General features: G+C 65.6%; 23 protein-coding genes, 1 other RNA gene, 1 pseudogene and 1 riboswitch. Of the genes and pseudogenes, 9 read left to right on the plus strand and 16 right to left on the minus strand.

Features of this window, described 5'->3' with window-relative positions; genetic code table 11:
* Window positions 1-7 precede the first annotated feature (7 nt).
* From FFS09_RS11195 to FFS09_RS11235, 9 genes are all read right to left on the minus strand, one after another.
* Window positions 8-820 carry an ABC transporter substrate-binding protein gene (locus tag FFS09_RS11195; RefSeq protein ID WP_252374328.1) on the minus strand — a complete coding sequence of 271 codons (813 nt, stop codon included), beginning with the start codon at window positions 818-820 and terminating at the stop codon, window positions 8-10.
* Between the two features lie 104 nt (window positions 821-924).
* Entirely contained in the window at window positions 925-1,494 is a 570-nt protein-coding gene (cobO, locus tag FFS09_RS11200; protein ID WP_137918956.1) for a cob(I)yrinic acid a,c-diamide adenosyltransferase, read from the minus strand.
* A 25-nt stretch (window positions 1,495-1,519) separates the two neighbouring features.
* Window positions 1,520-2,281: an ABC transporter ATP-binding protein gene (locus FFS09_RS11205; RefSeq protein ID WP_137918957.1), complete on the minus strand. Its 762-nt coding sequence runs from the start codon at window positions 2,279-2,281 to the stop codon at window positions 1,520-1,522.
* A 59-nt stretch (window positions 2,282-2,340) separates the two neighbouring features.
* Window positions 2,341-3,345: a FecCD family ABC transporter permease gene (locus FFS09_RS11210; protein WP_137918958.1), complete on the minus strand. Its 1,005-nt coding sequence runs from the start codon at window positions 3,343-3,345 to the stop codon at window positions 2,341-2,343.
* Window positions 3,342-4,214 (minus strand): ABC transporter substrate-binding protein, encoded by an 873-nt coding sequence (locus tag FFS09_RS11215; protein WP_137918959.1) that lies wholly within the window; start codon window positions 4,212-4,214, stop codon window positions 3,342-3,344. Before FFS09_RS11215 ends, FFS09_RS11210 begins: the two co-directional genes overlap by 4 nt.
* The gene (gene cobU, locus FFS09_RS11220) at window positions 4,211-4,777 is read right to left on the minus strand and encodes a bifunctional adenosylcobinamide kinase/adenosylcobinamide-phosphate guanylyltransferase (protein WP_137918960.1); all 567 of its coding nucleotides are present in this window, start codon (window positions 4,775-4,777) and stop codon (window positions 4,211-4,213) included. The genes FFS09_RS11215 and cobU overlap by 4 nt, the downstream gene beginning before the upstream one ends.
* Window positions 4,770-5,588 (minus strand): cobalamin-binding protein, encoded by an 819-nt coding sequence (locus FFS09_RS11225; protein WP_502703726.1) that lies wholly within the window; start codon window positions 5,586-5,588, stop codon window positions 4,770-4,772. Before FFS09_RS11225 ends, cobU begins: the two co-directional genes overlap by 8 nt.
* Complete coding sequence (locus tag FFS09_RS11230) at window positions 5,585-6,907, minus strand: cobyrinic acid a,c-diamide synthase CobB (RefSeq protein WP_252374329.1); 1,323 nt, start codon at window positions 6,905-6,907, stop codon at window positions 5,585-5,587. The genes FFS09_RS11225 and FFS09_RS11230 overlap by 4 nt, the downstream gene beginning before the upstream one ends.
* Window positions 6,904-8,745 (minus strand): TonB-dependent receptor domain-containing protein, encoded by a 1,842-nt coding sequence (locus FFS09_RS11235; protein ID WP_137918961.1) that lies wholly within the window; start codon window positions 8,743-8,745, stop codon window positions 6,904-6,906. Before FFS09_RS11235 ends, FFS09_RS11230 begins: the two co-directional genes overlap by 4 nt.
* An 82-nt stretch (window positions 8,746-8,827) precedes the next feature.
* Window positions 8,828-9,074: riboswitch (cobalamin riboswitch) on the minus strand.
* A 50-nt stretch (window positions 9,075-9,124) separates the two neighbouring features.
* Between FFS09_RS11235 and FFS09_RS11240 the strand changes: the two genes are divergently transcribed.
* The 8 genes from FFS09_RS11240 to FFS09_RS11280 all read left to right on the plus strand — a co-directional run bounded on the left by FFS09_RS11240 (window position 9,125) and on the right by FFS09_RS11280 (window position 16,560).
* Window positions 9,125-9,364 (plus strand): DUF904 domain-containing protein, encoded by a 240-nt coding sequence (locus FFS09_RS11240; RefSeq protein ID WP_137918962.1) that lies wholly within the window; start codon window positions 9,125-9,127, stop codon window positions 9,362-9,364.
* A 61-nt stretch (window positions 9,365-9,425) separates the two neighbouring features.
* A complete protein-coding gene (locus FFS09_RS11245) occupies window positions 9,426-9,803 on the plus strand; it encodes a cell division protein ZapA (RefSeq protein ID WP_137918963.1) in 378 nt (125 codons plus the stop codon).
* Between the two features lie 72 nt (window positions 9,804-9,875).
* A non-coding RNA gene (gene ssrS, locus FFS09_RS11250) (6S RNA) lies at window positions 9,876-10,055 on the plus strand.
* Window positions 10,056-10,062: 7 nt separating this feature from the next.
* Window positions 10,063-10,878, plus strand: coding sequence for a sulfite exporter TauE/SafE family protein (locus tag FFS09_RS11255; protein ID WP_137918964.1), 816 nt, complete (start codon window positions 10,063-10,065; stop codon window positions 10,876-10,878).
* A gap of 196 nt (window positions 10,879-11,074) precedes the next feature.
* On the plus strand, window positions 11,075-11,530 hold the full coding sequence (locus tag FFS09_RS11260; protein ID WP_137918965.1) for an SWIB/MDM2 domain-containing protein: 456 nt from the start codon (window positions 11,075-11,077) through the stop codon (window positions 11,528-11,530).
* 142 nt (window positions 11,531-11,672) lie between these two features.
* Window positions 11,673-13,505, plus strand: coding sequence for an adenylate/guanylate cyclase domain-containing protein (locus FFS09_RS11265; protein WP_137918966.1), 1,833 nt, complete (start codon window positions 11,673-11,675; stop codon window positions 13,503-13,505).
* A 131-nt stretch (window positions 13,506-13,636) separates the two neighbouring features.
* The gene (locus FFS09_RS11275) at window positions 13,637-14,629 is read left to right on the plus strand and encodes a phosphatase PAP2 family protein (RefSeq protein ID WP_137918967.1); all 993 of its coding nucleotides are present in this window, start codon (window positions 13,637-13,639) and stop codon (window positions 14,627-14,629) included.
* The gene (locus tag FFS09_RS11280) at window positions 14,626-16,560 is read left to right on the plus strand and encodes a S8/S53 family peptidase (protein ID WP_137918968.1); all 1,935 of its coding nucleotides are present in this window, start codon (window positions 14,626-14,628) and stop codon (window positions 16,558-16,560) included. Before FFS09_RS11275 ends, FFS09_RS11280 begins: the two co-directional genes overlap by 4 nt.
* A 12-nt stretch (window positions 16,561-16,572) precedes the next feature.
* Here FFS09_RS11280 and FFS09_RS11285 read toward each other — a convergent pair whose 3' ends face one another.
* The 5 genes and pseudogenes from FFS09_RS11285 to FFS09_RS11305 form a co-directional block, all read right to left on the minus strand.
* The gene (locus tag FFS09_RS11285; protein WP_137918969.1) at window positions 16,573-17,499 is read right to left on the minus strand and encodes a LysR family transcriptional regulator; all 927 of its coding nucleotides are present in this window, start codon (window positions 17,497-17,499) and stop codon (window positions 16,573-16,575) included.
* Window positions 17,500-17,650: 151 nt separating this feature from the next.
* Window positions 17,651-17,818 (minus strand): annotated as a pseudogene (locus tag FFS09_RS31095) (S-(hydroxymethyl)glutathione dehydrogenase); the annotation flags it as partial.
* Window positions 17,815-18,870 carry an IolE/MocC family protein gene (locus FFS09_RS11295; RefSeq protein ID WP_137918971.1) on the minus strand — a complete coding sequence of 352 codons (1,056 nt, stop codon included), beginning with the start codon at window positions 18,868-18,870 and terminating at the stop codon, window positions 17,815-17,817. The pseudogene FFS09_RS31095 and the gene FFS09_RS11295, both read right to left, overlap by 4 nt.
* 26 nt (window positions 18,871-18,896) lie before the next feature.
* Entirely contained in the window at window positions 18,897-19,994 is a 1,098-nt protein-coding gene (locus FFS09_RS11300; RefSeq protein WP_137918972.1) for a Rieske 2Fe-2S domain-containing protein, read from the minus strand.
* A 68-nt stretch (window positions 19,995-20,062) separates the two neighbouring features.
* Window positions 20,063-21,031: a PDR/VanB family oxidoreductase gene (locus tag FFS09_RS11305; protein ID WP_171019978.1), complete on the minus strand. Its 969-nt coding sequence runs from the start codon at window positions 21,029-21,031 to the stop codon at window positions 20,063-20,065.
* Window positions 21,032-21,259: 228 nt separating this feature from the next.
* Between FFS09_RS11305 and FFS09_RS11310 the strand changes: the two genes are divergently transcribed.
* The gene (locus FFS09_RS11310) at window positions 21,260-22,204 is read left to right on the plus strand and encodes a LysR family transcriptional regulator (protein WP_137918974.1); all 945 of its coding nucleotides are present in this window, start codon (window positions 21,260-21,262) and stop codon (window positions 22,202-22,204) included.
* Between the two features lie 33 nt (window positions 22,205-22,237).
* Here FFS09_RS11310 and FFS09_RS11315 read toward each other — a convergent pair whose 3' ends face one another.
* A complete protein-coding gene (locus tag FFS09_RS11315; protein ID WP_137918975.1) occupies window positions 22,238-23,314 on the minus strand; it encodes a BMP family ABC transporter substrate-binding protein in 1,077 nt (358 codons plus the stop codon).
* 228 nt (window positions 23,315-23,542) lie between these two features.
* Window positions 23,543-24,193: a Crp/Fnr family transcriptional regulator gene (locus FFS09_RS11320; protein WP_137918976.1), complete on the minus strand. Its 651-nt coding sequence runs from the start codon at window positions 24,191-24,193 to the stop codon at window positions 23,543-23,545.
* Window positions 24,194-24,198: the final 5 nt, after the last annotated feature.

Below are 24,198 nucleotides of genomic sequence, written 5' to 3' on the forward strand. Positions count from 1 at the left end.
CCAGAAATCAGGGGCGGGTGGGCAAGGCGAGCAAACAATCGACCAGCATGTGCGCGGCCTCGCCCAGGCGTGGGCCGGGGCGCGAGAGCAGGTCCATGCGCTCGGCATCGAGCTGGCAGACCTGCCGCTGGCGCAGCGCCTGCATGCCGGCCCAGCCGGGGCGGTCGGTCACGGTCGAGAGCGTGGTCTGGGGGCCGAGGATCAGATCGGGCGCGCGGCGCACCACCATCTCGGGGTTGACGCGGGGAAACAGGGGGCCGTCGCCCGCGTGCACGACGATGTTGTTCAGCCCGAGCCGCGCGACGGTTTCGCCGATGAAGCTCTTGTCGCTCGCCGCGGTGGGACCGATGCCGACCTCGACATACACGGTGCGCCCGCGCAGCGCGGCGGGCACGCGGCGTGCGGCGGCGTCCAGTTCGCGGTCGATGCGCTGCACCAGTTCGGCCGCGCGCGCCTGCTCGCCCAACGACTGGCCGAGCGCGAGCAGCATGCGCTTCAGGTCGGCGTGCGTGCGCGCGTCGAACACCTGCACCGGCACGCCCAGTTGCGTCAGGCGCTCGCCCGCGCGGCTGCGCGGACCAAGCAGCACCATGTCGGGTTTCAACGCCACGATGCTTTCGATCTGCGCGTCCTGCAGGCCACCGACCTTGGGCAGCCTGGCCACGTTGCCGGGCCAGCTCGAATAGCGGTCGGTGCCGACCAGTTCGGCGCAATGCCCGAGCGCGCACACGGCTTCGGTGAGCGAGGGCGAGAGCGTGACGATGCGGTGTTGCGCCAGCGCGGGCGCGATGTTGAGACCGCCGAGCAGCCCGAGCGCCAAAGGCCGAACCCAGGGATACCGCGGAACCGGCTCCGCCGGGCCGCAGGTATCGCCCCCTTGAGGGGGGACACGCGAAGCGTGGCGGGGGTGCAGCCAGGCTTTCATCAGTCTTCAATGCCTCGTTGCGCGGGGACGCCGGCTTTGAAGTGGTGCTTGACCAGCGTCATCTCGGTCACGGTGTCGGCCAGGTCGATCAGCTCGGCCGGCGCGCCGCGCCCGGTCAGCACCACATGCACTTGCGGCGGGCGCTCGCGCAAGCAGGTCAACACCGCCTCCAAGGGCACCCAGCCATAGCGCACCGGGTACATGATTTCGTCGAGCACGATCATGAAGTGTTCGCCCGCGCGGATGCTGGCCTCGGCCTTGGCCCAGCCCTCCAGCGCCAACCGGGCCGAGTGCTCCAGATCGCGGCTCTTCCAGCTGAAGCCGTCGCCCAGGCCTTCGATGGGAATGCCCAGTTGCTCGAACAAGCGGTGCTCACCAAAGCGCGCCGACGGCACCTTCATGAACTGGTAGACCTTCACCGACTTGCCGCGGCCATGAGCGCGCAAGGCCAGGCCGAACGCGGCCGTACTCTTGCCCTTGCCGGTGCCGGTGTTCACGAGCACGAGGCCGCGCCGCTCGCCCTGGGGCTTGGGGGTGTCGCGCAAGACAGGGGGTTCTTCGATCTGCATGGTTAGAGCTCCAGTAATAGAGAGGTCAGCGGGGCAGCGCGACCCACTGGTCGCCCAGCGGGTGGATCGCGATGCGGTGGTCAAAAACCTGTTCGAGGGCCTGGTGGGTCGCGGGGTCGTTGCAACCACCCTGGTGGTGCACACGGCCATCGGCCATCACCACCATCTGGTCGGCGTGCAGCGCCATGCCGATTTCGTGCAGCACGCTCACCACCGTCTTGCCGTGCGCCACGAGGTCGCGCACCAGCAACAGCCAGTCGGCCTGGTGCGGTGGGTCGAGGTTGGCCAGCGGTTCGTCCATCAGCATCACGTCGGCCTGCACCGCGAGCAGGCGCGCGAGCAGCACGCGCTGGCGCTCGCCGCCCGAGAGCGCGCCGAGCGGCCGTTCGCGCCAGTCCCAGGCCTGGGTGGCGCGCAACGATTGCTCCACCGCGATGCGGTCGGCCTCGGACGGCGGCGCGAGCCAGGCCTGGTGCGGCAAGCGGCCGAGCATGGCCACGTCCCACACGCTGAGGTCGTCCGCGCCCTGCTCGCCCTGCCCCAGCCAGGCCAGGCAGCGCGCGCGTTCGCGGCCGCGCCATTGCGCCAGCGGGCGCGCGAGCAGTTGCACCTCGCCGCTGTGTGGCAGCAGGCCAGCGAGCGCTTTCAGCAGGGTCGACTTGCCCGCGCCGTTGGGCCCGACCACGCTGGTCCAGCGCGCGGCGGGCAGCACCACGTCGACGCCATGCAGCACGGGCGTGCCGCCCAGCGCCACGCCGATGCCCGTGGCTTGCAGCGCCGCGGGCATTCGCAATCCCTCCGTGCTGCGCACTGCGGTGCAAGCGCCTTCGGGCGGCCGTGCGGCGCTCATAACCCACCCCCCGGCCGGCGCCGACGGTGCATCAACCACAACAGATAGCTGCCGCCGAGCACGGCGGTGAGTACACCCACCGGCAGTTCCTGCGGCGCGATGATCCAGCGCGCGAGCACATCGGCGGCCATCAGCAGCAAGCCACCCATCAAGGCGCTCAACACGATCAACCGCCCGTGCGTGGTCTTCACGATGGAACGCACCAGGTGCGGCGAGGCCAGGCCCACGAAAGCGATCAAGCCGGTCTGCGCCACGGCCGCGCCGGTCGCCAGCGCCAGCACCGCCACCAGCACCGCGCGCACCACGGCGAGCGGCAGGCCCAGGCTGACGGCGGTGGCTTCGCCCAGGGCCAGGCCGTCGAGCACACGCCCGAACGACGCCGCCACCAGCAGCGAGGCCAGCAGCATGGCGGCCATCACGCCGCACGACGCCCAACCCACGAAACCGGTGCTGCCCAGCATGAAGCCCTGCATGGCCTGCAAGGTGTCGGGCGAGGCGATGGTGACGAGATCGCGGCCCGCGCCGAGCACCACGCCCACGATCACGCCGGCCAGCAACAGGCGCAGCGTGTGCTGCACGCCCTTGGCCAGCGCCAGCGTGAGCACCACGCCAATGACCGCGCCCGCAAACGCCGCGCCGGTCAGGCCCAGGCGCACCAGCCACTGCGTGGCGAAGGGTGTGGTGCCGAACAGGGCCAGCGCCAAGGCCACGCCGAGCGCCGCGCCCGAGGCGCTTCCAAGCAAATACGGATCGGCCAGCGGGTTGCGGAACAAGCCTTGTGCCACCGCGCCGGCCAGGCCGAGCAGGCCGCCGGCCACCCAGGCGCCCAGCGTGCGCGGCAGCCGAATGTCCCACAGGATCTGCCAGGCCACGGGGTCGTGCTGCGCGTGCAGCACGCTGTCGAAACCGGTGCTGCCCACGCCCACACCCAGCAGCAACAAGGCCGCCGTGGCGATCAACAAGGCACTGCCGAGCCAGAGGCTGTGGCGCGCTCCGCTCATCGCAAACCCTTCTCGGTGATGCAGCGCGCCATGATGCGCGCGGCCTCGGCCATGCGCGGGCCGGGGCGCACCAGCACGTCGGATTCGTCGGCCGTGAACACACACAGGCGCTTCTCGCGCAGCGCGCGGATGCCACGCCAGCCCGGCCGCAGTTCAAGGCCCTGCACGTTGCGCGAGCCGACCATGATCAGGTCGGGGTTGGCGCGCACCACGTACTCGGGGTTGATGCGCGGAAACGGCCCGAGCGCCGGCGCCACGATGTTCTTCACACCCAGACGCGCCATCATCTCGCCGATGAAGGAGCCCGTGCCGGCCGCGTAACCTCCGGCGCTCACCTCGTAATACACCCGCAAGGAACGCGCGCCGGGCGGCAAGGACTGCGCCACCGCCGACACGCCGGCGTCGATGGCGCGCCAGATGCGCTGTGCATCGGGCACCTCGAGCAACTGGCCAAGCTTGCCCATGACGCGCTGCGCGTCGGCCGAACTCCTGGGCTCCATCGCCAGCACCTTCACGCCCAGCGACTCCAGCCGCGCCACGCCGCGCGACGAGGTGGCCATGAGCACCACATCGGGCTTCAAGGCCACGATGGCTTCGATGTTGGGGTCGATGCCGCCACCGGTCTGCGGCAAGGTGCGCACGAAAGCGGGGTGGTTCGAATACCGGTCCACGCCCACGAGCCGCTCGCACTGGCCCAGCTCGCACACCGTTTCGGTCAGCGACGGCAGCAGCGACACGATGCGCTGCGGCGATTGCGCCAGCGTCACGGTCACGCCGCGGTCGTCGGTGATTTGCACGCCGGCCGCGTGCAGCGTGCCGGTGCAGGCCAGCAGTCCGATCCACAGCCACCTGGCTGCTGCGTTTTTCATGTCGCCTCTTTCAATGTGAGCGGCAGCCCCGCCGCCATCAGCGTGACGCGCGCGCAAGCGGCCACCACAGCCTGGTTCAATCTGCCGAGCTCGTCCACGAAGGCGCGCGTTTCGCGCCCCAGGGGGATCACGCCCAGGCCAATCTCGTTGCCCACCAGCACGACCGGGCCGCGCGCGCTGGCGATGGCCTGGCACAGCGCCTGGGTCGGCTCGGTGGCATCGGCCGCCGCGCCCTCGGCGGGCATCAACAGATTCGTCAGCCACAACGTGAGGCAGTCCACCACCACCAGCGTCTGCGGCGCGCCGTGTTCGTTCAGCGCTTCGGCCAGGGCGATCGGCTCTTCCACCGTGGCCATGCCGGGCACGCGCTCGGCGCGGTCGCGCTGGTGGCGCGCGATGCGCTCGCGCATTTCCTCGTCCCAGGCCTGGCCGGTGGCGATCATCACCGCGCGGTGGTGCGTGGAAGCATCCACCCACTGGCGCGCCAGCATTTCCGCGCGGCGCGACTTGCCACTGCGCTGGCCGCCGAGGATGAATTCGCTGCGGGCGATGGTGTCAGCCATGCGCTTGCATCCAGTTCGTGACGATGCGGTGCATCTGATCAACGCCGTCGGTGAGCGAAGCCGGGCCGGGCTGCAGGATGTCGGCCGACTTGATTTCGAACAGTTGGCCGGTCTTCACCGCGTTCACGTGCTGCCAGCCTTCGCGCGCGGCCACCTTCTCGGGCCGGAAATGTTTGCCGCACCAGGAGCCGATGACGATGTCCGGGTTGCGCCGCACGATCTCGGCACCGTCGGCAATGATGCGGTCCTTGCCCATCGGCATGGCGGCAAGTTCGGGAAACACGTCGTCGCCACCGGCGATGCCCAGCAGCTCGGACACCCAGCGGATGCCACTGATGTGTGGCTCGTCCCACTCTTCGAAGAACACGCGCGGGCGGCGCTTGCCGCTGGCCTGCAGGGCCGCCACCGACGCGCGGATGCCGTCCAGCCGCAAGCGCGTGGCGTCGATCCAGGCCAGCCCCTCGTCGGCGCAACCCACAATGGCCGCCACCTGGTACAGCATGGACAGGATCTCGTCCACGCTGCGCTGGTTGAACACGGTGACCTGCACGCCGGCACGGATCAGCAACGCCGCGATGTCGGCCTGCAGGTCGGAGAAGCCGAACACGCAGTCGGGCTTCAACGCCAGGATCTTGTCGATCTTCGCGCTCAGGAACGCGCTGACCTTGGGCTTCTCCTCGCGCGCACGGCGCGGGCGCACCGTGTAGCCCGAAATGCCGACGATGCGACTCTCCTGTCCGAGCAGATACAGCCACTCGGTGGTTTCTTCGGTCAGGCAGACGACGCGCTGCGGGCCCAGGTTCATGTTCATGCAGAGCCTCCTGGCAAGAAAAGCGACGCGGTGGCCGCCGGGCTGGACGCAAACCAGGCGTGGAAATAGCTGGCCTGCACCGCGCCCACGCGGTACACGGCTTCGCCCGCCGCGCCGCGCGGCGACTCGGTGTGGCGAACCGGCTCGAGCGCGGACTCGCAGCGCGAGTAATGAAAGGTGTGTCCACGCAACGCACCGTCCGGCAGCGAGAGCTGCTGCGGCCCGAGCGCGGCCAGGCGTTTCTGCATGACCACCTGGCCGGGCAACAGGCCCCAGGTGGCCACGGCATCGCCGTCGCTGGACACGAGGGCATCGAACAGCGGCATCATGCCGCCGCATTCGGCCCACACCGGACGGCCCGCCTGCACGTGGGCGCGCAGGCTGTCGCGCGTGCGGGAACCCGCGGCCAGCGTGGCGGCGTGCAGCTCGGGATAACCACCGGGCAACCACACCGCGTCGCACGGCGGCAGCGGTTCGTCGGCCAGGGGCGAGAAGAAAACCAGCTCGGCGCCGAGCGCGCGCAGCACGTCGAGGTTGGCCGGGTAGATGAAACAGAAGGCGGTGTCGCGCGCGATGGCGACGGTCTTGCCTTTGAGCAAGGGCGCCTCGGTGGACGGCTGGTCTGGCGCCTCGAAACCCACCGACCAGCGGGCCAGCGCCGCGCCGTCCATCTGGCCCAGAGGCGTGGTGGCGAGGGCGTCGGCGGCGGCATCGAGCCGGGCCAGGGCGTCGGGCAATTCGGCGGCCACCGTCAAACCCAGGTGGCGTTCCGGCAGCGAAAACGCGGCATCGCGCAGGACCGCGCCGAGCCAGGTGGAGGGCTCGTCGACCAACCCGTCCCTCAGCATCTGCGCGTGCCGTTCGCCCGCCACGCGGTTGGCCAACACACCGGCCCAGCGCAGGCCCGCCCGGTAGTGCTGCAGGCCAAAGGCCAGCGCACCGAACGTCCCCGCCATGGCCGAGGCATCGATCACCGCGAGCACCGGCAGACCAAAGCGCTGCGCCAGATCGGCCGCGCTGGGTTGGCCATCGAACAGCCCCATCACCCCTTCGACCACGATCAGATCGGCCTCGCGGGCGGCGTCGTGCAGGCGCGCACGCGCATCGTCTTCACCCGTCATCCACAGATCGAGGTTGTGCACCGGGTGCCCGGTGGCCAGGGCCAGCCAGTGCGGGTCCAGAAAATCCGGCCCGCACTTGAACGCCCGCACCCGCCGACCGGCGCGCGCGTGCAGGCGCGCCAAGGCCGCGGCCACGGTGGTCTTGCCCTGGCCCGAGGCCGGGGCTGCCACCAGAATGGCCGCGCAATGCCGGGTCACTTCCGTGGCGCCCAGTTGAGCGTGACGAAGGCCGCGCGGCCCGGCTGGTTGTAGCCGTACGCGGTTTCGTAGAACTTGTCGCCCACGTTGTTCAGGCGCAGGGCCAGCGACCAGTCCTTGTTCAGGGCGTAGCGCGCATGCAGGTCCACCGTGCCGAAGCCGGGCAGGCGCCGCGCGTTGGCCGCGTCGTCGAAGCGCTCGGACACGAGTTGCACCGACGTGCCCCAGGTCCAGGCGCCGATCTTGTGGTCCAGGCTGGCGGACAGCACCTCGTCGGCGCGGCGCTGCAGCTTGCGCTGGTTCATTTCGTTGCGCGCGTCCAGGAGTTCGAGGTTGGTGTACCAGCTCCACGCGCCCGCCGAACCGGTGTAGGTCAGCGACCAGCCCTCCATGCGGGCGCGGGGCACGTTGGCCACCACGGGCTGGCGGGTAATGAAGCCGCGCACGCGGTTGTCGAAGCGCGTGAGCTTGACCTCGTGCAAACCTTGCGAGTACGTCAGCCCCGCTTCGCGGTTCTTGCCGCGCTCGGGCTGGGTGCTCGGATTGCCCACAAAGAAAGGCGACACGTAGTACAGCGTGTTGAACGACGGCATCTTGAACGAGGTGCCGTAGGCCACGTGCGGCCGCCAGTTGGGCGTGATCTGAAAACCGTAGCTGGCGAAACCGGTGGTGGCACCGCCGAACTGCGAGTTCTCGTCGCGCCGCAGATTGGCCTGCCAGAGGTGCTTGCCGGCCTGGCCGGTCAGGCCGACGAAGGCTGCATCGGTCGTGCGCGAGCGCACCGCATAGGCCTGCGTGCCCGACACCGCTTCCTTGATCGACTCCGCACCCACGAGCAGATTGCCGATGGCGGTGTTCCAGTCGTGCTGCAAGGTGATCTGCGTTTGCGCGGTGTTGAACACGTCGGGCCGCACCGTGGAGCCATAGGTGTCGCCCTGGTCATCGCTGCGCGACACGCGCAACTGCGTGCGCGAATCGGCCGACCACTTGCGCTCCAGACCCCAGCCCGCCACGCGGGTGGTGCTTTCAATGCGCGTGTTGAACGCGCCCGGCCCCTGGTCGAACTGGCTGGTGCCGTCGGCCTGGGTGAAGTTGACGTCGGTGGTCCAGCCCGGCGCGATCGCCCAGCGCAGCGAGGCCGAGAGGCTGTCCTGGTCGAAGCCGTCCTTGTCGGGGTTGTGGCTGGCACCGATGCGCCGGCTGGTCGACGAGAAGCCGTCCTCGCGCAGCGAACCGACGCTCAGGTTATAGGTAAAGCTGTCGTTGCCGCCACTCAGGCCAGCAGTGACCTCGTGGTGGCCAAAACTGCCCACGGTCGCACTGGCCTGCGGATGGAAACCCTTCGTACCGCGCTTGGTGAAAATCTGCACCACACCGCCCACCGCGTCGCTGCCGTACAGCGCCGACGCCGGCCCCTTGAGCACCTCGATACGGTCGATCGCGCTCAGCGGAATGTTGTCCCAGTTCGCCGAACCGGCGGTGCTGGAGCCATAACGCACGCCGTCGATCAGCAACAGCACGTGGCGGGTTTCGGTGCCGCGCACGAACAGGCCCGACTGTTTGCCACGGCCGCCGTTGGCGGACATTTGCAGGCCCGCGCGGCGCGACAGCACCTCGGACAAGGAACGGGCCGTGGATTGCTCGATGACCTCCGCATCGATCACGACGACGTCGCTCAGCACCTCGTCGGTGCGGGTTTCGACCCGTGTGGCGGTGACCACGGTTTCCTTGAGGGTGGCCTCCGAAGCGGACTGGGCGTGGACGACGGACGTGCCAAAGCACGCCAGCATCGCCAGCGGAATTGCGGCCAGTGGGGCGCGCAGGTTGCGGTTTTTCATGGTGAGAGAACAAGCGACAAAGCCCTCACCGTCTTCCCCGACGGTGCTTGGGCGTCACGGCGGCGCGGCCGTTGTTGTCGGACGCACCACCACCTTGTTGGCCGGTATCCGGGCTGACAGAACCACCTTCATCGCCTTCCCAGTCAACGCCTGTGCGTCGTCCAGTGGCTGCGGGATGAAAGTTGAGGGTGCCATGAGCACCCTCGTCTGCTTACCGTTGCGGGGGCAGCGCAGGTTAGGTCTGTCCAGGGATGGACGGGACCCTCCTGCTTCCCGTTGAACTGCGGCATGTGAACCACACCGCGAGCACCAACACTGCGCATTCTAAGCCGCGGCGCGCTGGGGCAACCCTACAATGCAAAAACAGCAAGTCCCAACCATGGCCGACCCAAAGCACCTTGACCAGATCACCGAACGCGTGGAGCGGCTGTTGCTGCGCCACGAGGAACTGCAACGCACCAACAGCTTGCTGGTGGACCAGGTGCAGGCCCTGCAGGCCGAACGCGATTCGCTCAAATCCCGTTTGATGGCCGCGCGTGCGCGCATCGATGCGCTGCTCGAACGCCTGCCACCCGACGTGGCGCAGGCCCTCAACGAAACCCGCAAGGAGCGCTCATGAGCGCCTCGCAGGACAGCCCCAAGACAGCTCGCACCGCAGCGCGTAGCACGGAGGTATTCCCATGAGCAAGCCCGGCAGCAAACAGATCGAAGTGCAGATCATGGGTCAGAGCTACCTGCTCTCGTGCCCACCCGGCGGCGAAGCCTCGCTGCTCGATGCGGTCGAACGCGTCGACACCGCGATGTGCCGCATCCGTGACGCCGGCAAAGTGAAGGCGCGCGACCGCATCGCCGTGCTGGCCTCGCTCAACCTCGCGTTCGAACTCTCGCAAAAAGAGGCCGAGAGTTTTCAGGCTTCGTCGTTCGCACAGGCCGAGAACAGCGCCTTCGCCGACGCGGGCTTTGACGCCGAGCCGCTGGACCCCCAAACGCAGGCCCGCGTGGAAGACCTCATGCGCCGTCTCGATCAGACCCTGGACAAGGACGGTCGACTGCTCTGAGTCGCCGCCCGTCATCGCGCGAACTTTATCGACCGATGGCACGCTCGTCCCACGAGCAGCGCCTACAATTCAAACCGTCTGCAGTGCGCGCCGGGCTTTATATTTCCTTGAACCAATGCTCATAGAGCCCGGGCTTGGTACATTGCGTGGCTGGTGCGAGCGTCTCGCGTCAGACGAACCCGAAGCCACGCTGCCCTCGCCCACCTGAACCCCGGTTCAGGATGCCGGTCCGGCGGCACTTGCAGACACCCTTTTTCTCATGCCCCTTGATCCCCTGTTGATCGCAGAGTTGGCCGCGCTCGGCCTCGGTACCGGTTTCCTGGCCGGCTTGTTGGGCATCGGTGGGGGCATGTTGATGGTGCCCTTCATCACCTTCATCCTCACGCAGCGCGGCGTCGACGCCGACCTCGCGGTCAAGATGGCCATCGCCACGTCGATGGCCACCATCATCTTCACCTCCATCTCCAGCGTCCGCGCACACCACAAGCGCGGCGCCGTGCGTTGGGACATCGTCAAGGGCCTGGCCCCCGGCATCGTGCTCGGTTCGGCCATCGCCAGCCTGGGCTTCTTCGCCCTGCTCAAGGGTTCGTGGCTGGCCTTCGTCTTCGCCGGCTTCGTCAGCTTCTCGGCCACGCAGATGCTGATCGACAAGAAGCCCAAGCCCACGCGCACCCTCCCCGGCACGCCAGGCCTGGTGGGCGCGGGCAGCGTCATCGGCATGTTGTCGGGCCTGGTCGGTGCGGGTGGCGGTTTCGTCAGCGTGCCCTTCATGACCTGGTGCAACGTGACCATCCACAACGCCGTGGCCACCAGCGCCGCGCTGGGTTTTCCGATCGCGCTGGCCAACGCCGTCGGCTACGTGATCGCGGGCCAGAGCCTGCAGAACCTGCCGGCGGGTTCGTTCGGCTACCTCTACCTGCCCGCGTTGCTGGTCATCGCGAGCATGAGCGTGTTGATGGCGCCGCTGGGTGTGAAGGCCGCGCACGCGCTGCCGGTGAAGTCGCTCAAGCGCGTGTTCGCGAGCCTGCTGTACATGCTCGCGGCGTACATGCTCTACAAGGGCTTGACCGCCTGAGGACGCGCCTCTGAGCCACCCGTGTGAGAGGAAGTGTTGTTTTCCTCTACAAAAACCGGTGTTCCCCCTGTGCAAACCTTGAAAAAAATGCATTGCCCTCCTTGGATTGCGCAGGCAACTCTATTAGCATGCGAGACACCAGCGAGAGAGCGCGTTCTCCACTGGCGATTCGTCAACTTCTAGAAGGAAATCAATCATGGCAACTGCGAAAAAAGCGCCCGCTAAAAAAGCGGCACCGGCGAAGAAGGCCGCGGCTCCTGCAAAGAAGGCCGCACCGGCCAAGAAGGCAGCAGCTCCGGCGAAGAAGGCCGCTCCTGCCAAGAAGGCAGCAGCTCCTGCGAAAAAGGCCGCACCGGCCAAGAAGGCAGCAGCTCCGGCGAAGAAGGCAGCGCCTGCCAAGAAGCGCACCCCCAATGCCGCGTTCATGAAAGCGCTGACCCCCAGCGCCGCTCTGGCCGCCATCGTGGGCGCCGCTCCGCTGCCACGCACCGAAGTCACCAAGAAGATCTGGGACTACATCAAGAAGAACAAGCTGCAGGACTCGGTCAACCGCCGCATGATCAACGCCGACGCCAAGCTGAAGGAAATCTTCAAGAAGGCACAAGCGTCCATGTTCGAGATGACCAAGCTGGTCAACGCGCACCTGAAGTGATCCTGCTGTCCGCGCCCCTCGCGGGTGCGGCAAGGATGACGAAGCAAGGCCGACGCAAGTCGGCCTTGCCGCTTTTGCGCTCGGCAACTCAGGGTTTTTCACACATGTGAGAAACTGCAACAACCTCCGACCCATCCCTGGCATGTCCGTCAACCCGCACCCGAGCACCCTCACAGCCCCTGCCGGCGAGGGGAACCTGTCGGCAACGCTCTCGCTGCCACAGCAGCGGCACAAGGTGGTGCTGGTGGTCGATCTGGTCGAGTCGGTTCGGCTGATGGCGGCCAACGAGGCCGCGGTGGTGAACCAGTGGCGCGGCTTTGTGCACCACGCCGTGTCCGAGGTTTTGCCCGCGCACCACGGCCGCCTGGTCAAGAGTCTGGGCGATGGCCTGCTCGTCGAGTTCGACCGATCCACCGACGCCGTGCAGGCCGCGCTGGCGCTGCACAACTACTTCATCCCGCTCAACAAGACGCTGCCCGCCGCGCAACAGCTGCACCTGCGCGCCGGGCTGAACGCCACGAACCTGTATGTGGACGAGAACGACGTGTACGGCCAGGGCGTGAACCTGGCCGCGCGCGTGGCCGACCTCGCGTCACCCGGCGAAACCATCGTCACCGCCAGCGTCTTCGACGGCATCGTGATCGGCATCGATGCCGAGGTGGAAGACCGCGGCGAGAGCTACCTCAAGCACTGGCCCGAGCCGGTGCGCACCTGGCAGGTGTACCCCGTCTCCAGCAGCTCGGCCGCGGCGCGCGCGCGCGTGCCCGAGGGCGCCGCCACCGACTTCCGGCCGGCCATTGCCATCGTCCCGTTCGAGACCCGCAGTCATGCGGCCGAACAGTTCGTCATCGGCGAACTCATCGCCGACGGCGTGATCGCCCAACTCTCGCGCAGCCAGAACCTGCGCGTGATCTCGCGCCTGTCGACCACCGCGTTCCGCGGCCGCAAGAGCAGCACGGAGCAGATCGGCCAGCACCTGGAAGCCAACTTCGTGCTCGGCGGCAGCTACGTCACCTATGGCGACAAGGTCGTCATCATGGCCGAGCTTTCCGACCGCAAGCGCGGCGAGGTGATCTGGGCCGAGCGCATCACGGGCGACACCCGCGACCTGCTGGAAGCGCAGAGCAGCCTGCTCGATACGCTCAGCAGCGCCTGCGCCCACGCCCTGCTCCACGACGTGGTGCAGCGCACCCTGGTAGTGCCCGTGCCGCAGCTGGACAGCAACGCGTTGATGCTCGGCGGCATCACCCTCATGCACCGCTCCACGCCGCGTGACCTGCAACGCAGCCTGCAACTGCTCGAGGCCGTCGTGGAACGCCACAAGCGCGTGGCCACGCCGTGGGCGTGGTTGGCCAAGTGGCACATCTTGCAAGTGGTGCAAGGTCTGTCGAATGAGCCCGCGCGCGACTTCCAGCGCGCCATCGACACCGCCGACCGCGCGCTCGACCTCGAACCCAACAGCTCGCTGGCCATGGCCATCAAGGGCCATGCGCTGTGCCACCTCGGGAACGATGTGGAAGCCTCGCACCGCTTGCTGCAGGAAGCCACACAGAGCAACCCGAACGACCCCATGGCCTGGCTGTACAACAGCGTGTGGTCGCAGATGTGGGGCACGCCAGAGGACTCCATTGCGGAGGCGGAAAACGCCTTGCACCTGTCGCCGCTCGACCCGCAGAAATACTACTTTGAGATGATGTTGGCCAACAGCTACCTGGCACAGGGCCGCCTGGAACAAGCCATCGAGATGTGCCACTCCTCGCTGAAGAAGAACCGCTATCACCTCCCCACGATTCGGGCGCTGCTCATCTGCCAGTACGAAATCGGTGAGCAGGCTGAAGCGCACAAAACGTTCGAATTGATGCGGACACTTCAGCCCGATCTGACGGTGGCCAAATACCTTGCGTCCGGAAGTCAGAGTGCCGTGCGACAACGAGGCGCCAAGGCCTTTGCGGCCCTCGGACTGCCGAATCACTAAACCCAAGAGGAGTATTCAACATGAGCGGTGGAGTCAGTGGTGGTGTTAGTGGTGGTGTTAGCGGTGGTGTTAGCGGTGGTGTTAGCGGCGGCGTCAGTGGTGGTGTGAGCGGGGGTGTCGCGAACACCCTGGTGAACGCCGATGCCCTCATCCTCAGCCGAGCCGCCATCGTCGGCCCCTTCAACGGCGCCGTGCTGCACGCGAACGAACCGGGCTTCGACAAACCCGCCAACCTCGCCCTGTGGAGCGACGGGCCGCGGGTCGAAGCCTGCTTCACCGAACTCGTGGAAGGCCTGCTGTTCAAGACCCACAACGGCAGCAAGCAGGCCATGCTGGAGTTCGCCAACCTGCAGGCGGCCAACATCCAGCGCAAGACCCTGATCCGCATGCGCGCGCCCACCAAGGCGCAGTTCAAGAAGCAACTCGATCTGGTCGCGGCCTACGCCGATCTGCGCGCGGACCGCGGGATCGAAATCACAGCGCAGATGACGCCACCGGTGGAGTTCTGGTCGTCAGTGGTCGGGCTGCAGCCGCACCGCCACAAGAAGACGCTGCAGCTCATGGAGCTGGTGTTTTCGCTGTGCGTGCATGTGGAGATGCGCTTCAAGCAGATCTTCGCCAGCATCCGGCCGATGGTGTTCTCGCCGCAGATCCAGCCCATGATTCCCACGCCCGGCCACGGCAGCTGGCCCAGCGGCCACGCCACCGAGGCCTTTGCCGTGGCGACGCTGCTGGAGGCGTTGTTGAACGCGGCACCGGGCGCAGGCACTCCACCCAACGGCACCGAAAGCCGCGAGCAATTGCAGCGACTGGCCGCGCGCATTGCCACCAACCGCGTGGTCGCCGGTGTGCACTACCCGGTGGACAGCGCGGCCGGGCGTTTGCTCGGCACGGCGCTCGCGGAGTTCCTGGTGGCCCGCGCCACCGGCACCCGCGTGCACGAGCGCGGCTTCGATGGCCGCCTGTTCGAGGGCCCGCACGGTGAACCGCTCGACTTCAGTCTGAACCAGTCGATGGACCAGACCAGTGGCAACGCCTACACCCGCTCGGCCGGCACCACCGCCGTGGGCAATGCGCCGCTGCTGGCCTGGCTGTGGGGGGAAGCGCTCAAGGAGTGGGCATGAGCGCAGCGGGCTGGTCACCGCTGCCCACCGGCGCGTTCACCGGCATTCACTGGCAAGCGCCCGGCGCCATCGACGGTGAAGACCCCTACCTGATCTGGGCTGAGGCCAACCACTTCGCGGGCTACCACTGCAAACACGGCAAGCCCTTGCCCAAGTGGCTGCCGATCGTCATCGAGCTGACCGAACACGCGGATGTGCCCGCACTCGTCGCGGCCTCTTCCACCGCCTGGCTGCAGATTCCCCGCGTTTACCTCAACGTGCCCGGCCTGCGCTTTTGCAGCGCGCGCGTGAAGCGCCGCTTCTTCGACAAGCTGCGCAGCGACGCGCACCTGCGCGGCCTCATCCAGCGCTTCGAACTGGGACTGCCGGTGGGCCACCACACGCATGCGCTGGTCGACCCGTGCACGCCCGACAGCCCGCCCACGCCCGCCCAGGGATTGCTCTCCGGCAAGGTGCTGGGCCTGATCGATGGCGGCCTGGCCTTTGCCAACGACCAGCTCCTGAACCGTTTCGGCCTGGCGCGCGTGAAGCACTTCTGGCGGCAGGACGACACCGTCAACGGCAACTGGCCGGGCAACCAGCCACACCACTGCGTTCCGCTGGACCCGGCCCGCGCCGGCCCGACGCCGCACGACATGGGCTACGGCCACGAACTCTCGGCCGCCCGGATCGACGCGGCCATGATGGTCTTTTCGCGCCACGGGCATGTGGACGAAGACGCACTCTACGAACACCTGCAGCTCTGGGACCTGACCCGCCCGGTCAACCACGGCACGCACGTCATGAGCCAGGCCTGTGGCAAAGGCACCCTGCTCCACCCCATGGACGACGAGGCCAGCCGCTGCGATCTGGTGGCCGTGCAACTCGACTGGTCAAACGTGCTCGACACCTCGGGCGGCGCCATGAACGTGAGCGTGCTCGACGGGCTCATGTACATCCTCGCGCGTTGCGCGCCGGGCGCCCAGGTGGTGGTGAACATCAGCTGGGGCACCCTGGCAGGCCCGCACGACGGCACCTCGGTGCTCGAAGCGGCGATGGACCAGTTGATCGCGCTCTACGCGGGCAACCTGCACATCACCGTGCCCGCCGGCAACGCCTACCAGAGCCGCACCCACGCCAACGCCACGCTGCCCCCCGGCGAGTCCGTGGCGCTGCACTGGCGCGTGCAGCCCGACGACCGCACCGAGAGCTACCTGGAAATCTGGCTGCCCGATGGTGCGCAAAGCGTGCAGATCGGCATCACGCCACCAGGCCATGCACAACCGCTGCCCGCCATGCCGATGGACCATGGCGGCTTGTGGAACAACGCGCACGGCGCGCCCTTGTGTGGCCTGATCTACCCCACCAGCACCGCCTTGGGACACCACGGCACCTGCGCCCTGCTCGCCATCGCCCCCACCTTCAGCCGCGATGCCACAACCGCCACGACCTTGGCCGGCTCGTGGACGGTCACGCTGACCAACACCGGCACCTCCGCCACGCTGTTCGACGCGTACATCGAACGCGACGACGTGGCCATTGGCCAGAACACGGGTGCCAAACAGTCGTACCTGGAAGACCGGCGCTACGACACCAGCGGCAACATCGGCTCCTTCGTGGACCATGCGAGCGACCCGACACCGATCCGGCGCAGCGGCACCTTCAACAGCCTGTCCACCGGACAGCGCACCGTGAGCGTGGGTGGCACCCGCGAGCACGCGTCGCCCAGCGGGCATTTCGCGCTGTACTCGCCGCGCAAACCCGACCCGGACGCTGGTCGACCGCAGCGCCCCGGTGTGCGCAAGGCCCCTCAAACCTTGAAGCCCTGTGACGACAACCCGGCCCTGAGGGGTGTGCTGGGTGCGGGCAGCCGCAGTGGCAGTGTGGTGCGGCTGGCGGGCACCAGCACGGCCGCGCCGGTGGAGGCGCGCGCCATCCTCAACAGCCTTTAGCGGATGGAAAATCTATCGCAATGTCCCAGCAACGGACTTGACTTGGTCTCTCAGCCACCGGCATGAGGACGATGTGTGCGAGCGTTCGTGCCACAACTGGTAGTACGCCAACTTGGGCAGGTGGATGGGGCAATCAACAACTGCCAACGGCAATGCCTCTGTAAATCGGCGGCAGAATTGAAGCCCCGTTGTCAGGACGAGCTGGCTTGAGGCGACCATCTGAGGCATCAGGTTGAAATGAGCGCATCGCGCTGCAATGTTGCGTTGCAGGCCGAGCGATTGGAGTTGCTCGTCGATCACGTTGCGCGCGCCAAGATGCGTCGGCGTATTGGTGATGTGTTGGGCATTGAGCCAGCTCTTTGTCGTCCATCCACTTTGTATTGCGGGGTGTGAACGGGAGACCAGGCATACGATCTCGTCTGTAAACAGGCTGCCGATGTACAGCTCACCGGGTGGTTTCACCCAATTCCCCACGACCACATCCAGGCCACCTTCAGCGAGCCGCTCCGAATAGTCAGAATCCGCGGACAACGGATGGATATCTATACGGCAACAGGGTGCCAGTCGCTTGATTTTTGACACCAGCAGCGGCAGGAAAACGGGGTCGAGCGAATCCGTGGCGGCGAGATGGAACGTGCGCTCCGTGGTCTGTGGGTCAAAGCCCAGAGCGGTGGAAAAAAGTGTTTCGGTGGCCTGCAGGATGCCCGCGATGGGCTCGATCATGCGCATACCGGCATCGGTGGGGATCATGAGGTGGCCAGCCCGCACCAGGAGCGGGTCGCCAGACAAGTGGCGCAGCCGCTTCAGGACGACGGAGACCGCGGGTTGGTGCATTCCCAGGCGCAGCGCCGCTTTGGACACGCTGCGTTCCATGAGCAAGGTGTGCAGCACACGTATCGTGTGGAGATCCAGATTGGAGAGGAGCGATGGGGCTCTCATACCGATCCATGCCTTGCGGCAGAAGGCCAGCTCAATAGAGGACCACCCCACGAGTCGACTCGCCGCGCTTCATCCGGTCGAAGCCTTTGTTGATGTCGGCCAGCGGCATCGTGTGGGTGATGAGATCGTCGATGTTGATCTTGCCTTCCATGTAGATGCCTTCGGGGTCCGCGCCCGAGAGCGCGTAGTAGTCGGTGTGGCAGATGCCGGTGGCCTTGATCTCCACCAGCACTTCGCCGAACTTGGGACCTTGCAGGTCCACGGTTTCGGTGGTGAGGGGTTGGCCTGCTGTCCAGGCCACGGCGGCTTGCGTCTTCATTTGGTGTTCTCCAGCGCAGAGGGGGTCACGGTGGCCGGCAAGCTTCTTGGGCTTTCCGCGGCGATGCTGTCCCACGTCGATCGCAGCCATCGCGCGATTGCCACGTTCTGGTCGAACAGGGAGTACTTCGCGTTCTCGCCATAGTCGGCCATGTCGATCATGTCCGCCGTGAGATACCGCAACGGGCTGCCGGGTGTGTCGCGGTGGTGGCGAAACATCCGACGCACAATTTCTTTGGCGGGCTCCACGCGGTAGGCATGCCATTGGGAATGCCATTCACCGGGATGTGGCCTGACGAAGGGGTACTGGCAAGGCCGCCCGTAGGATCCGCCGGCATAGCTGTTGTTGTCCTTGATCGCCCAGATGTTCTTCGGACCGGCGGGTGACACCGGTCGAACCTGGAGCCAATGAACCGTGTTCGTCGCGATCCAGCGATCGAGCACATTCCCGTCCTGGTATGGGTCGATGATCAATGCACCGCTTTCCACGTCGTCGCGGATGCCGATGATGTCCTGCTCTTCAGGGTTGTCCAGCTTGATCAAGACATGGCTGTGGTCGAGAACGAACTTGAAAGGTATGCCTTCCTGTCGGATTCTTTCCGCGATCGGCTCGATGCGCCGAGGGTCTTCTGACCACATGTAGATGTGATTTTCAAAGCCGATCTCGATGCCGATGCGTTCGCCCAGCTCATGCGCCAGCAGGTAGAAGTCGACAATTTCGTCGTCCGTCACAACGGTGCCGCGATCGTGGCGGATGTGGAGCATGACGTCGTGGAACTCGGCGCCACCTTCCATGCTGACGCGAAGGTTCTTCTCCAGCAATTTCTCGTCCTTGCCGGCGGTGTACCACCACAGCCCGGTCCGGATCGGTATGCCGTGGCGCTGAGACGCTTCCAGGTACTCCCGTTCCTCGCCGGGTTGTGGCATGCGGTCGAAGTGGTCAAAGACACCCGCCGCCTTCACCATCCGGAACTGCTCGTCCACCGACGTGGGTGTGCCTTCTACGTGCACGACACCTCGGCCGTTGCAACCCAGAGAGAAGGGGAATTTCATGGGATGGCTACTGTGCGTCGTATTCGTCATGTCGTCGTCTCCGTGGCGCCGAGGGTCATGGCAGGGCTTTGCACCAGGCGTTTGTCGATTGCGTTCGTTTGAAGTGCTTTCACGAAAGCATCCTTGCCATCCAGGGCGGCCAGCGACAGTTCACGCATCCACTTGCGGTACTGGTTAGACACCTTGTCGGTGACCAGTGAAACCTCGTCCATCGTGATCTCCGCCGGTGTCTGCGATTCGATGATGGGCTGATCCTCCAGCAGCACTTGCTTCTGGAAGGCGAGATGCGCGTTGTCGGGGTCATCGTCCTTCTGCGCACGACTGACGATCAGGAAATTCCGGCAGTGGCTCTCATCGATGGGGCTGGCCGTGGTCCAGAGCGTGAAGGTCGTGCCGTCGCGGTACAGGCTGATCACCAGGTTGATCGAGTAAGGCATTGAGCAACGGTAGGTGAAGGAGCCCAGCGGCGAGTTCTCAGGAAGTTTGTCCTGCATTTCCGGGGGCGGCTCGATGGCGAAGCGCATTTCGCCGTCAACCCGATCCACAGAAGGAACAGGTGGCCTGTCGAAGCCTGGGTCGTACAACGTCCCCGGGTGCACGAAGGCGAAATGAGAGAGATCGGTGAAGTTCTCCCAGCGCCGCTCCGGCGCCGTGTTCCACACATAGGAAGGAACGACCACGTTGCGCATCTCGGGCTTGTCCCACTCGCTGAAGTAGGGGATCTCCGTGCATTGCCACGAGCTGTCCAGGCGAACCCAGACCAGGTCGTAGCGCATTTCGCATTCGTAGGCAGGGCTGCGGGCCTTGCGCGGAATGGGCTGTTCAGGGCACGCGGGAATGTGCACCGTCCGGCCACTCGCGTCGTAGCGCCAGCCGTGGTAGTTGCATCGCAACTGATCGCCTTCGACCGCCCCCCTGGACAGCGCCGCGGATCGGTGCGCACACCGGTCCTGCATCACGGCGATCTTGCCGGCGAGGTTCGCAACCACCAGCTTTTCGCCGAGCAGCGTGACCGCGAGCGGACCTCGGCCTGAAGGATTTGCCTGCTCCAGCTCCTCACGGGTGCACACCGGATGCCAGAAGTGGCGGAGAAAACTGCGGTCTTCGATCAAGGGCTTGCTCATGATGTCTCCTGGTTGTTGTATGAAATTCGGCGCGCGTCGTCGGGTGGCCATGCATTTCGTCCGATGGACTACCGGTCCAGGACGAGCACGGGTGTATGGGATCGAGAAACGCAGGGAAGGATGTGCGTGTTGCTCAAACGCTCCGCGTTGCTCAGGTAGGCGTCTCGGTGGTCCGGCGTACCTTCCAGGACCCGGGTCAGGCATGTCCCGCACACCCCCTGCTCGCAGGAGGTGTCCAGGTCGATGCCGGCCCGGGCCATCGCGCCCACGATCGTCTCGCCCACATGGACGTCGCAGCGCATGCCGGTTTTGTGCATGACGACGGTGAAGGGACGCTCCGGCCTCGCCAGCGCGCTGTCGTCCGCCTGGAAGCGCTCGAAGTGCAGGTGTTCTGTCGGCCACCGATGCGCCGCGATGTCTTCCACGGCTGCCATGAAAGCACCAGGACCACAGCAGTACGCGTGGGCATCGGAGCCCGGTGGCTGAAGCACCTCTTCGAGCACCTTTCGGGTTTGCGCACCATCCAGGCCCGCATGGATGTGAAGGCGCCCTTCCAGGCGCGCGGTCTCAAGCCGATCCAGGAAAGCGACGTGCGATGGCCCGCGCACAAAATAGTGCAGCTCGTACGCCTTTTCCAGAAGGCTCAGCTTCTGCATCATCGCCAGCAGCGGCGTGATGCCAATGCCGCCTGCCAGCAGCAAATGAGACGAGCCCTCTCGCGCGAGAGGAAAGTGGTTGTGTGTGGAACCCAACACGATGCGGCCACCGACCTGCAACGCATGCAGGTGCCTGGACCCCCCGCGCGATAACGTCTCCTTCTTGACACCGAACACATAGGCATCGGTCTCGTCCGGCGCGTTGCATAGCGAGTAATGCCTTGTGAGTGTTGGCAATCCGGCGCGTTGGAGGATGAATTCAACATGTGCCCCTGGTTCGGTGCGATCCAGTGGCAGGCCATCTTCGGGTACAAGCTCGAAGCCGAAAACTCCTTCAGCGGTTTCCCACTTGCGGCGTACTACAAACGGTCTGCGTTTCACGGACAACTCCATCCAATTCAAATCTGAGTTCCTCGGAACCCGTTGAGGCATCGCTTTGACGGTCAGAATATCGATCCACCACCATCCATGAAAGCGCATGCGCTAGACAGCCCGTTTCATTTCTGGAACAGCCCAGGCGATTTGTTGGCGTACTGTCAGCGGGTGATTTGACGAAGAACAAAACCCAAGACGACATCGCGTGCTTGGGACAACGGCCAAGGACACCCCATGAACATGGATCTGAAGTTGATCGAGGCTTTCGCACTCATCATGCGGATGGGAAGCCTCACAAAAGCCGAGGCACAGTCCGGCATATCGAAGGCCACGCTCAGCCGACATATCCAGCGGCTGGAAGAGCAGCTCGGCGTCCAGTTGCTTGTGCACTCTCCGCGCAAGATCCTGCCCACGGATGCGGGCCGCGCGTTTCAAGTGCACTGCGATACCTTGCTCGCAGAGGTGAACGCACGGATTGAAGCCGCGAGCACCGAAGTTCAGGAGATCGGCAGCGGTGGGAAGGGGCGGCTGTGCATTCTGTCGGACAACCAGTTCGTCACCACGTTCGTCTCTCAGGTTACCCGCCTGTATCTGGAGCGGTTTCCAAACATCGAGTGCGAGTTGCACATTGGCGGCCGTGCCGACTCGCCACACCTGGATGAGGTGGATTGTTACGTCTGTGCCGAAGCGCCCGACATTCCGAATCTGGTCGGCAAACTGGTGGGGCGCCTGAGCTATGGCCTCTACGCCAGCCCCGCGTACATACGCCGAGCGGGCATGCCATCGTCTCCGACACAGCTTGTAGACCATGCCTCCATTCGACTGCGCGAAAGCGATTCGGCTTCAACGTCGATGCTGCATTCGGAGAATTCGTCCCATCCCTATACGGCCCGATCGGCGATGAAGACCAACGACTATTGGGTCATGAAGACGTTCTGCATCGATGGCCTGGGCATCGCGCTGATGCCCGATTTTTTTGCGCGCCCGGAAGTGGCGCACGGCAGCCTGGTGCCCGTCCTTCCACAGTGGAAGCCCGAGCGGCGCCGCGTGTACTGCGTCTATCAGAAGCAGCGGTACATGGGCAAGAAGCTGCGGGCATTCATCGACTTGCTCAACAAGAGCATCGAGGACATTGACAAGTTCAACAGCTACGTGACCCTAGTCCGCTCCAATGCTTGATCTTCACGTGGCCATTCCAGCGCGGTTCGGCCCCTACTGACGAGGGAACCGGCTCGAGACACCTTGAACGTAGTAGTTCATGCGCTGCAGCGCGTCGTCGGTCATTCGAGTCCCTGGCTTCTGTCGCTCCTGACCGTCCTGGTCAACGACGGGGCCGTCAAACGGGTGCAGCTTTCCCGTGGCGATCGCCTCCGTCGCACGGGCAACCTCTTGTCGCACGGACGGCGGAACCTCCGGGCCGAAGGGCGCCAGTTTCACGACGCCTTCCTTGACGCCGAGCCAGTCGTTGGTGGGCTTCCAGGTCCCCGCCAGCGCGCGCTTGGCAATGTCGGTGTAGTAGGGGCCCCATTCGTGCACCGTGGCGGTCAGGGACTTCTTCGGCGCGAACTTCGACATATCCGAGTGGTAGCCGATCGAATGCACGCCCCGCGAATCGGCCGCCTGTACCACGGCCACCGAGTTCGTGTGGTGCGTCACGACATCCACCCCCAGATTGATGAGGCTGATGGCCGCATCGCGCTCTTTCGGCGGATCAAACCACGCATTGATCATCACGACCTTGACTTCGGCCTTGGGATTGACGCTGCGCATACCCCGCGCAAAAGCGTTCACGCCCTGAACCACCTCTGGAATTGGAATGGCGGCAACGTAGCCGGCCACACCGCTCTTGCTCATTCGCCCGGCGACGATGCCCGCCAGGTAACGGCCTTCGTAGAAACGGGCGTTGTAGCTACCCGCATTGCCACTTTGTTTGTAACCCGTGGCGTTCATGAACGACACGCCCGGGTTGTCGCGCGCGACCCGCAAGGTGGGTTCCATATAGTCGAACCCCACCGTGAAGATCAACTTCGTGCCATCACCAATCATGGACTGCATCACCTGCGCAGCATCTTGACCGTTGACCGACTCCACTTTCACCGAGGTGACCTTGCCTGCCAGTGCTTTTTCCATTTCCAGGCGGCCCGTATCGTGTTGATAGGTCCAACCCGCATTGCCCACGGGATCGAAGTAAATGAAGCCGGCCTTCAACGGCTGCTGCGCCAGGGCTGCGGCTGGCACCGTTAGCACGAAGGCTGCAGTCGAAAAGAATCTCTGTACAACGTGATTCACGGTTCGCTCCTTGCGATGATGTCGGCATTAAAAGTTCTCCTGCCAGGCACAATTTATCGGGGCGGCGCTTGCGGTGAAAGCCGTGGCGCGAGACGGCGCGTTTCATTTCTGGAACAGCGGAAGTCATGTGAGGGAACCAGATGCAAGTCGGATGAACCGCGGTGGTTGGCATGCTGCTGCCACACCTGGCGCAAAAGGCGTTCTCGCTGAGCGAGCGTTGATCGCGCTTCACCACTTCGCGGGCAAGTCCTTGCACAGCACGATCCAGCGCTCCCGCACATCGATGTAGCCACCCCGCTCCAGGTCCTTGAGCAGGCGGCTCACCATTTCGCGCGAACAGGCCAGGTGCTGCGCGATCTGCTGGTGCGTCACGCGCTCCTTCAAGGCGCGCTCGCCGCTGGCATCGGGGTTGCCCGCCATGCTGTTGAGCAGGTTCACCAGGCGGCCATAGACGTCGATCAAGGCCACACTGCGCGCGCTGTTCGTGGCCAAGCGCGCGCGGCGGATCAGACGGGCCATGAGCTCCAGCGCGAATTCCGGATGGTCGGCGATATAGCCGAGCAGCGTGGCGCGCGTGACCACCGAGCAGGTGGCGTTTTGGGCCGCCTCCACGTTGGCCGAACGCGGCCCGCCATCGAGCGACATTTCTCCCACGTACTCCAGCGGGCCATACAGCCCCAGGGTCAGTTCGCGCCCCTCGCTGTCCGACACGAACGCGCGCAAACGCCCCTGCATGACGATGTAGAGCGTGTCGCCGGTGTCGCCTTCCTGAATCAGCAATGCGCCGCGCCGGTACCGGCGCAACACCCCAAGGGCCGCGAGGGCTTCAATGTGGTGGGTCTGGGGGGAATCGACGAAGGGCGCAGCTGAGGCGGGCATCCATG

Origin of the sequence: Hydrogenophaga sp. 2FB (genome assembly GCF_005503365.1) — a bacterium.
In the GTDB taxonomy this organism is placed as follows: domain Bacteria; phylum Pseudomonadota; class Gammaproteobacteria; order Burkholderiales; family Burkholderiaceae_C; genus Hydrogenophaga.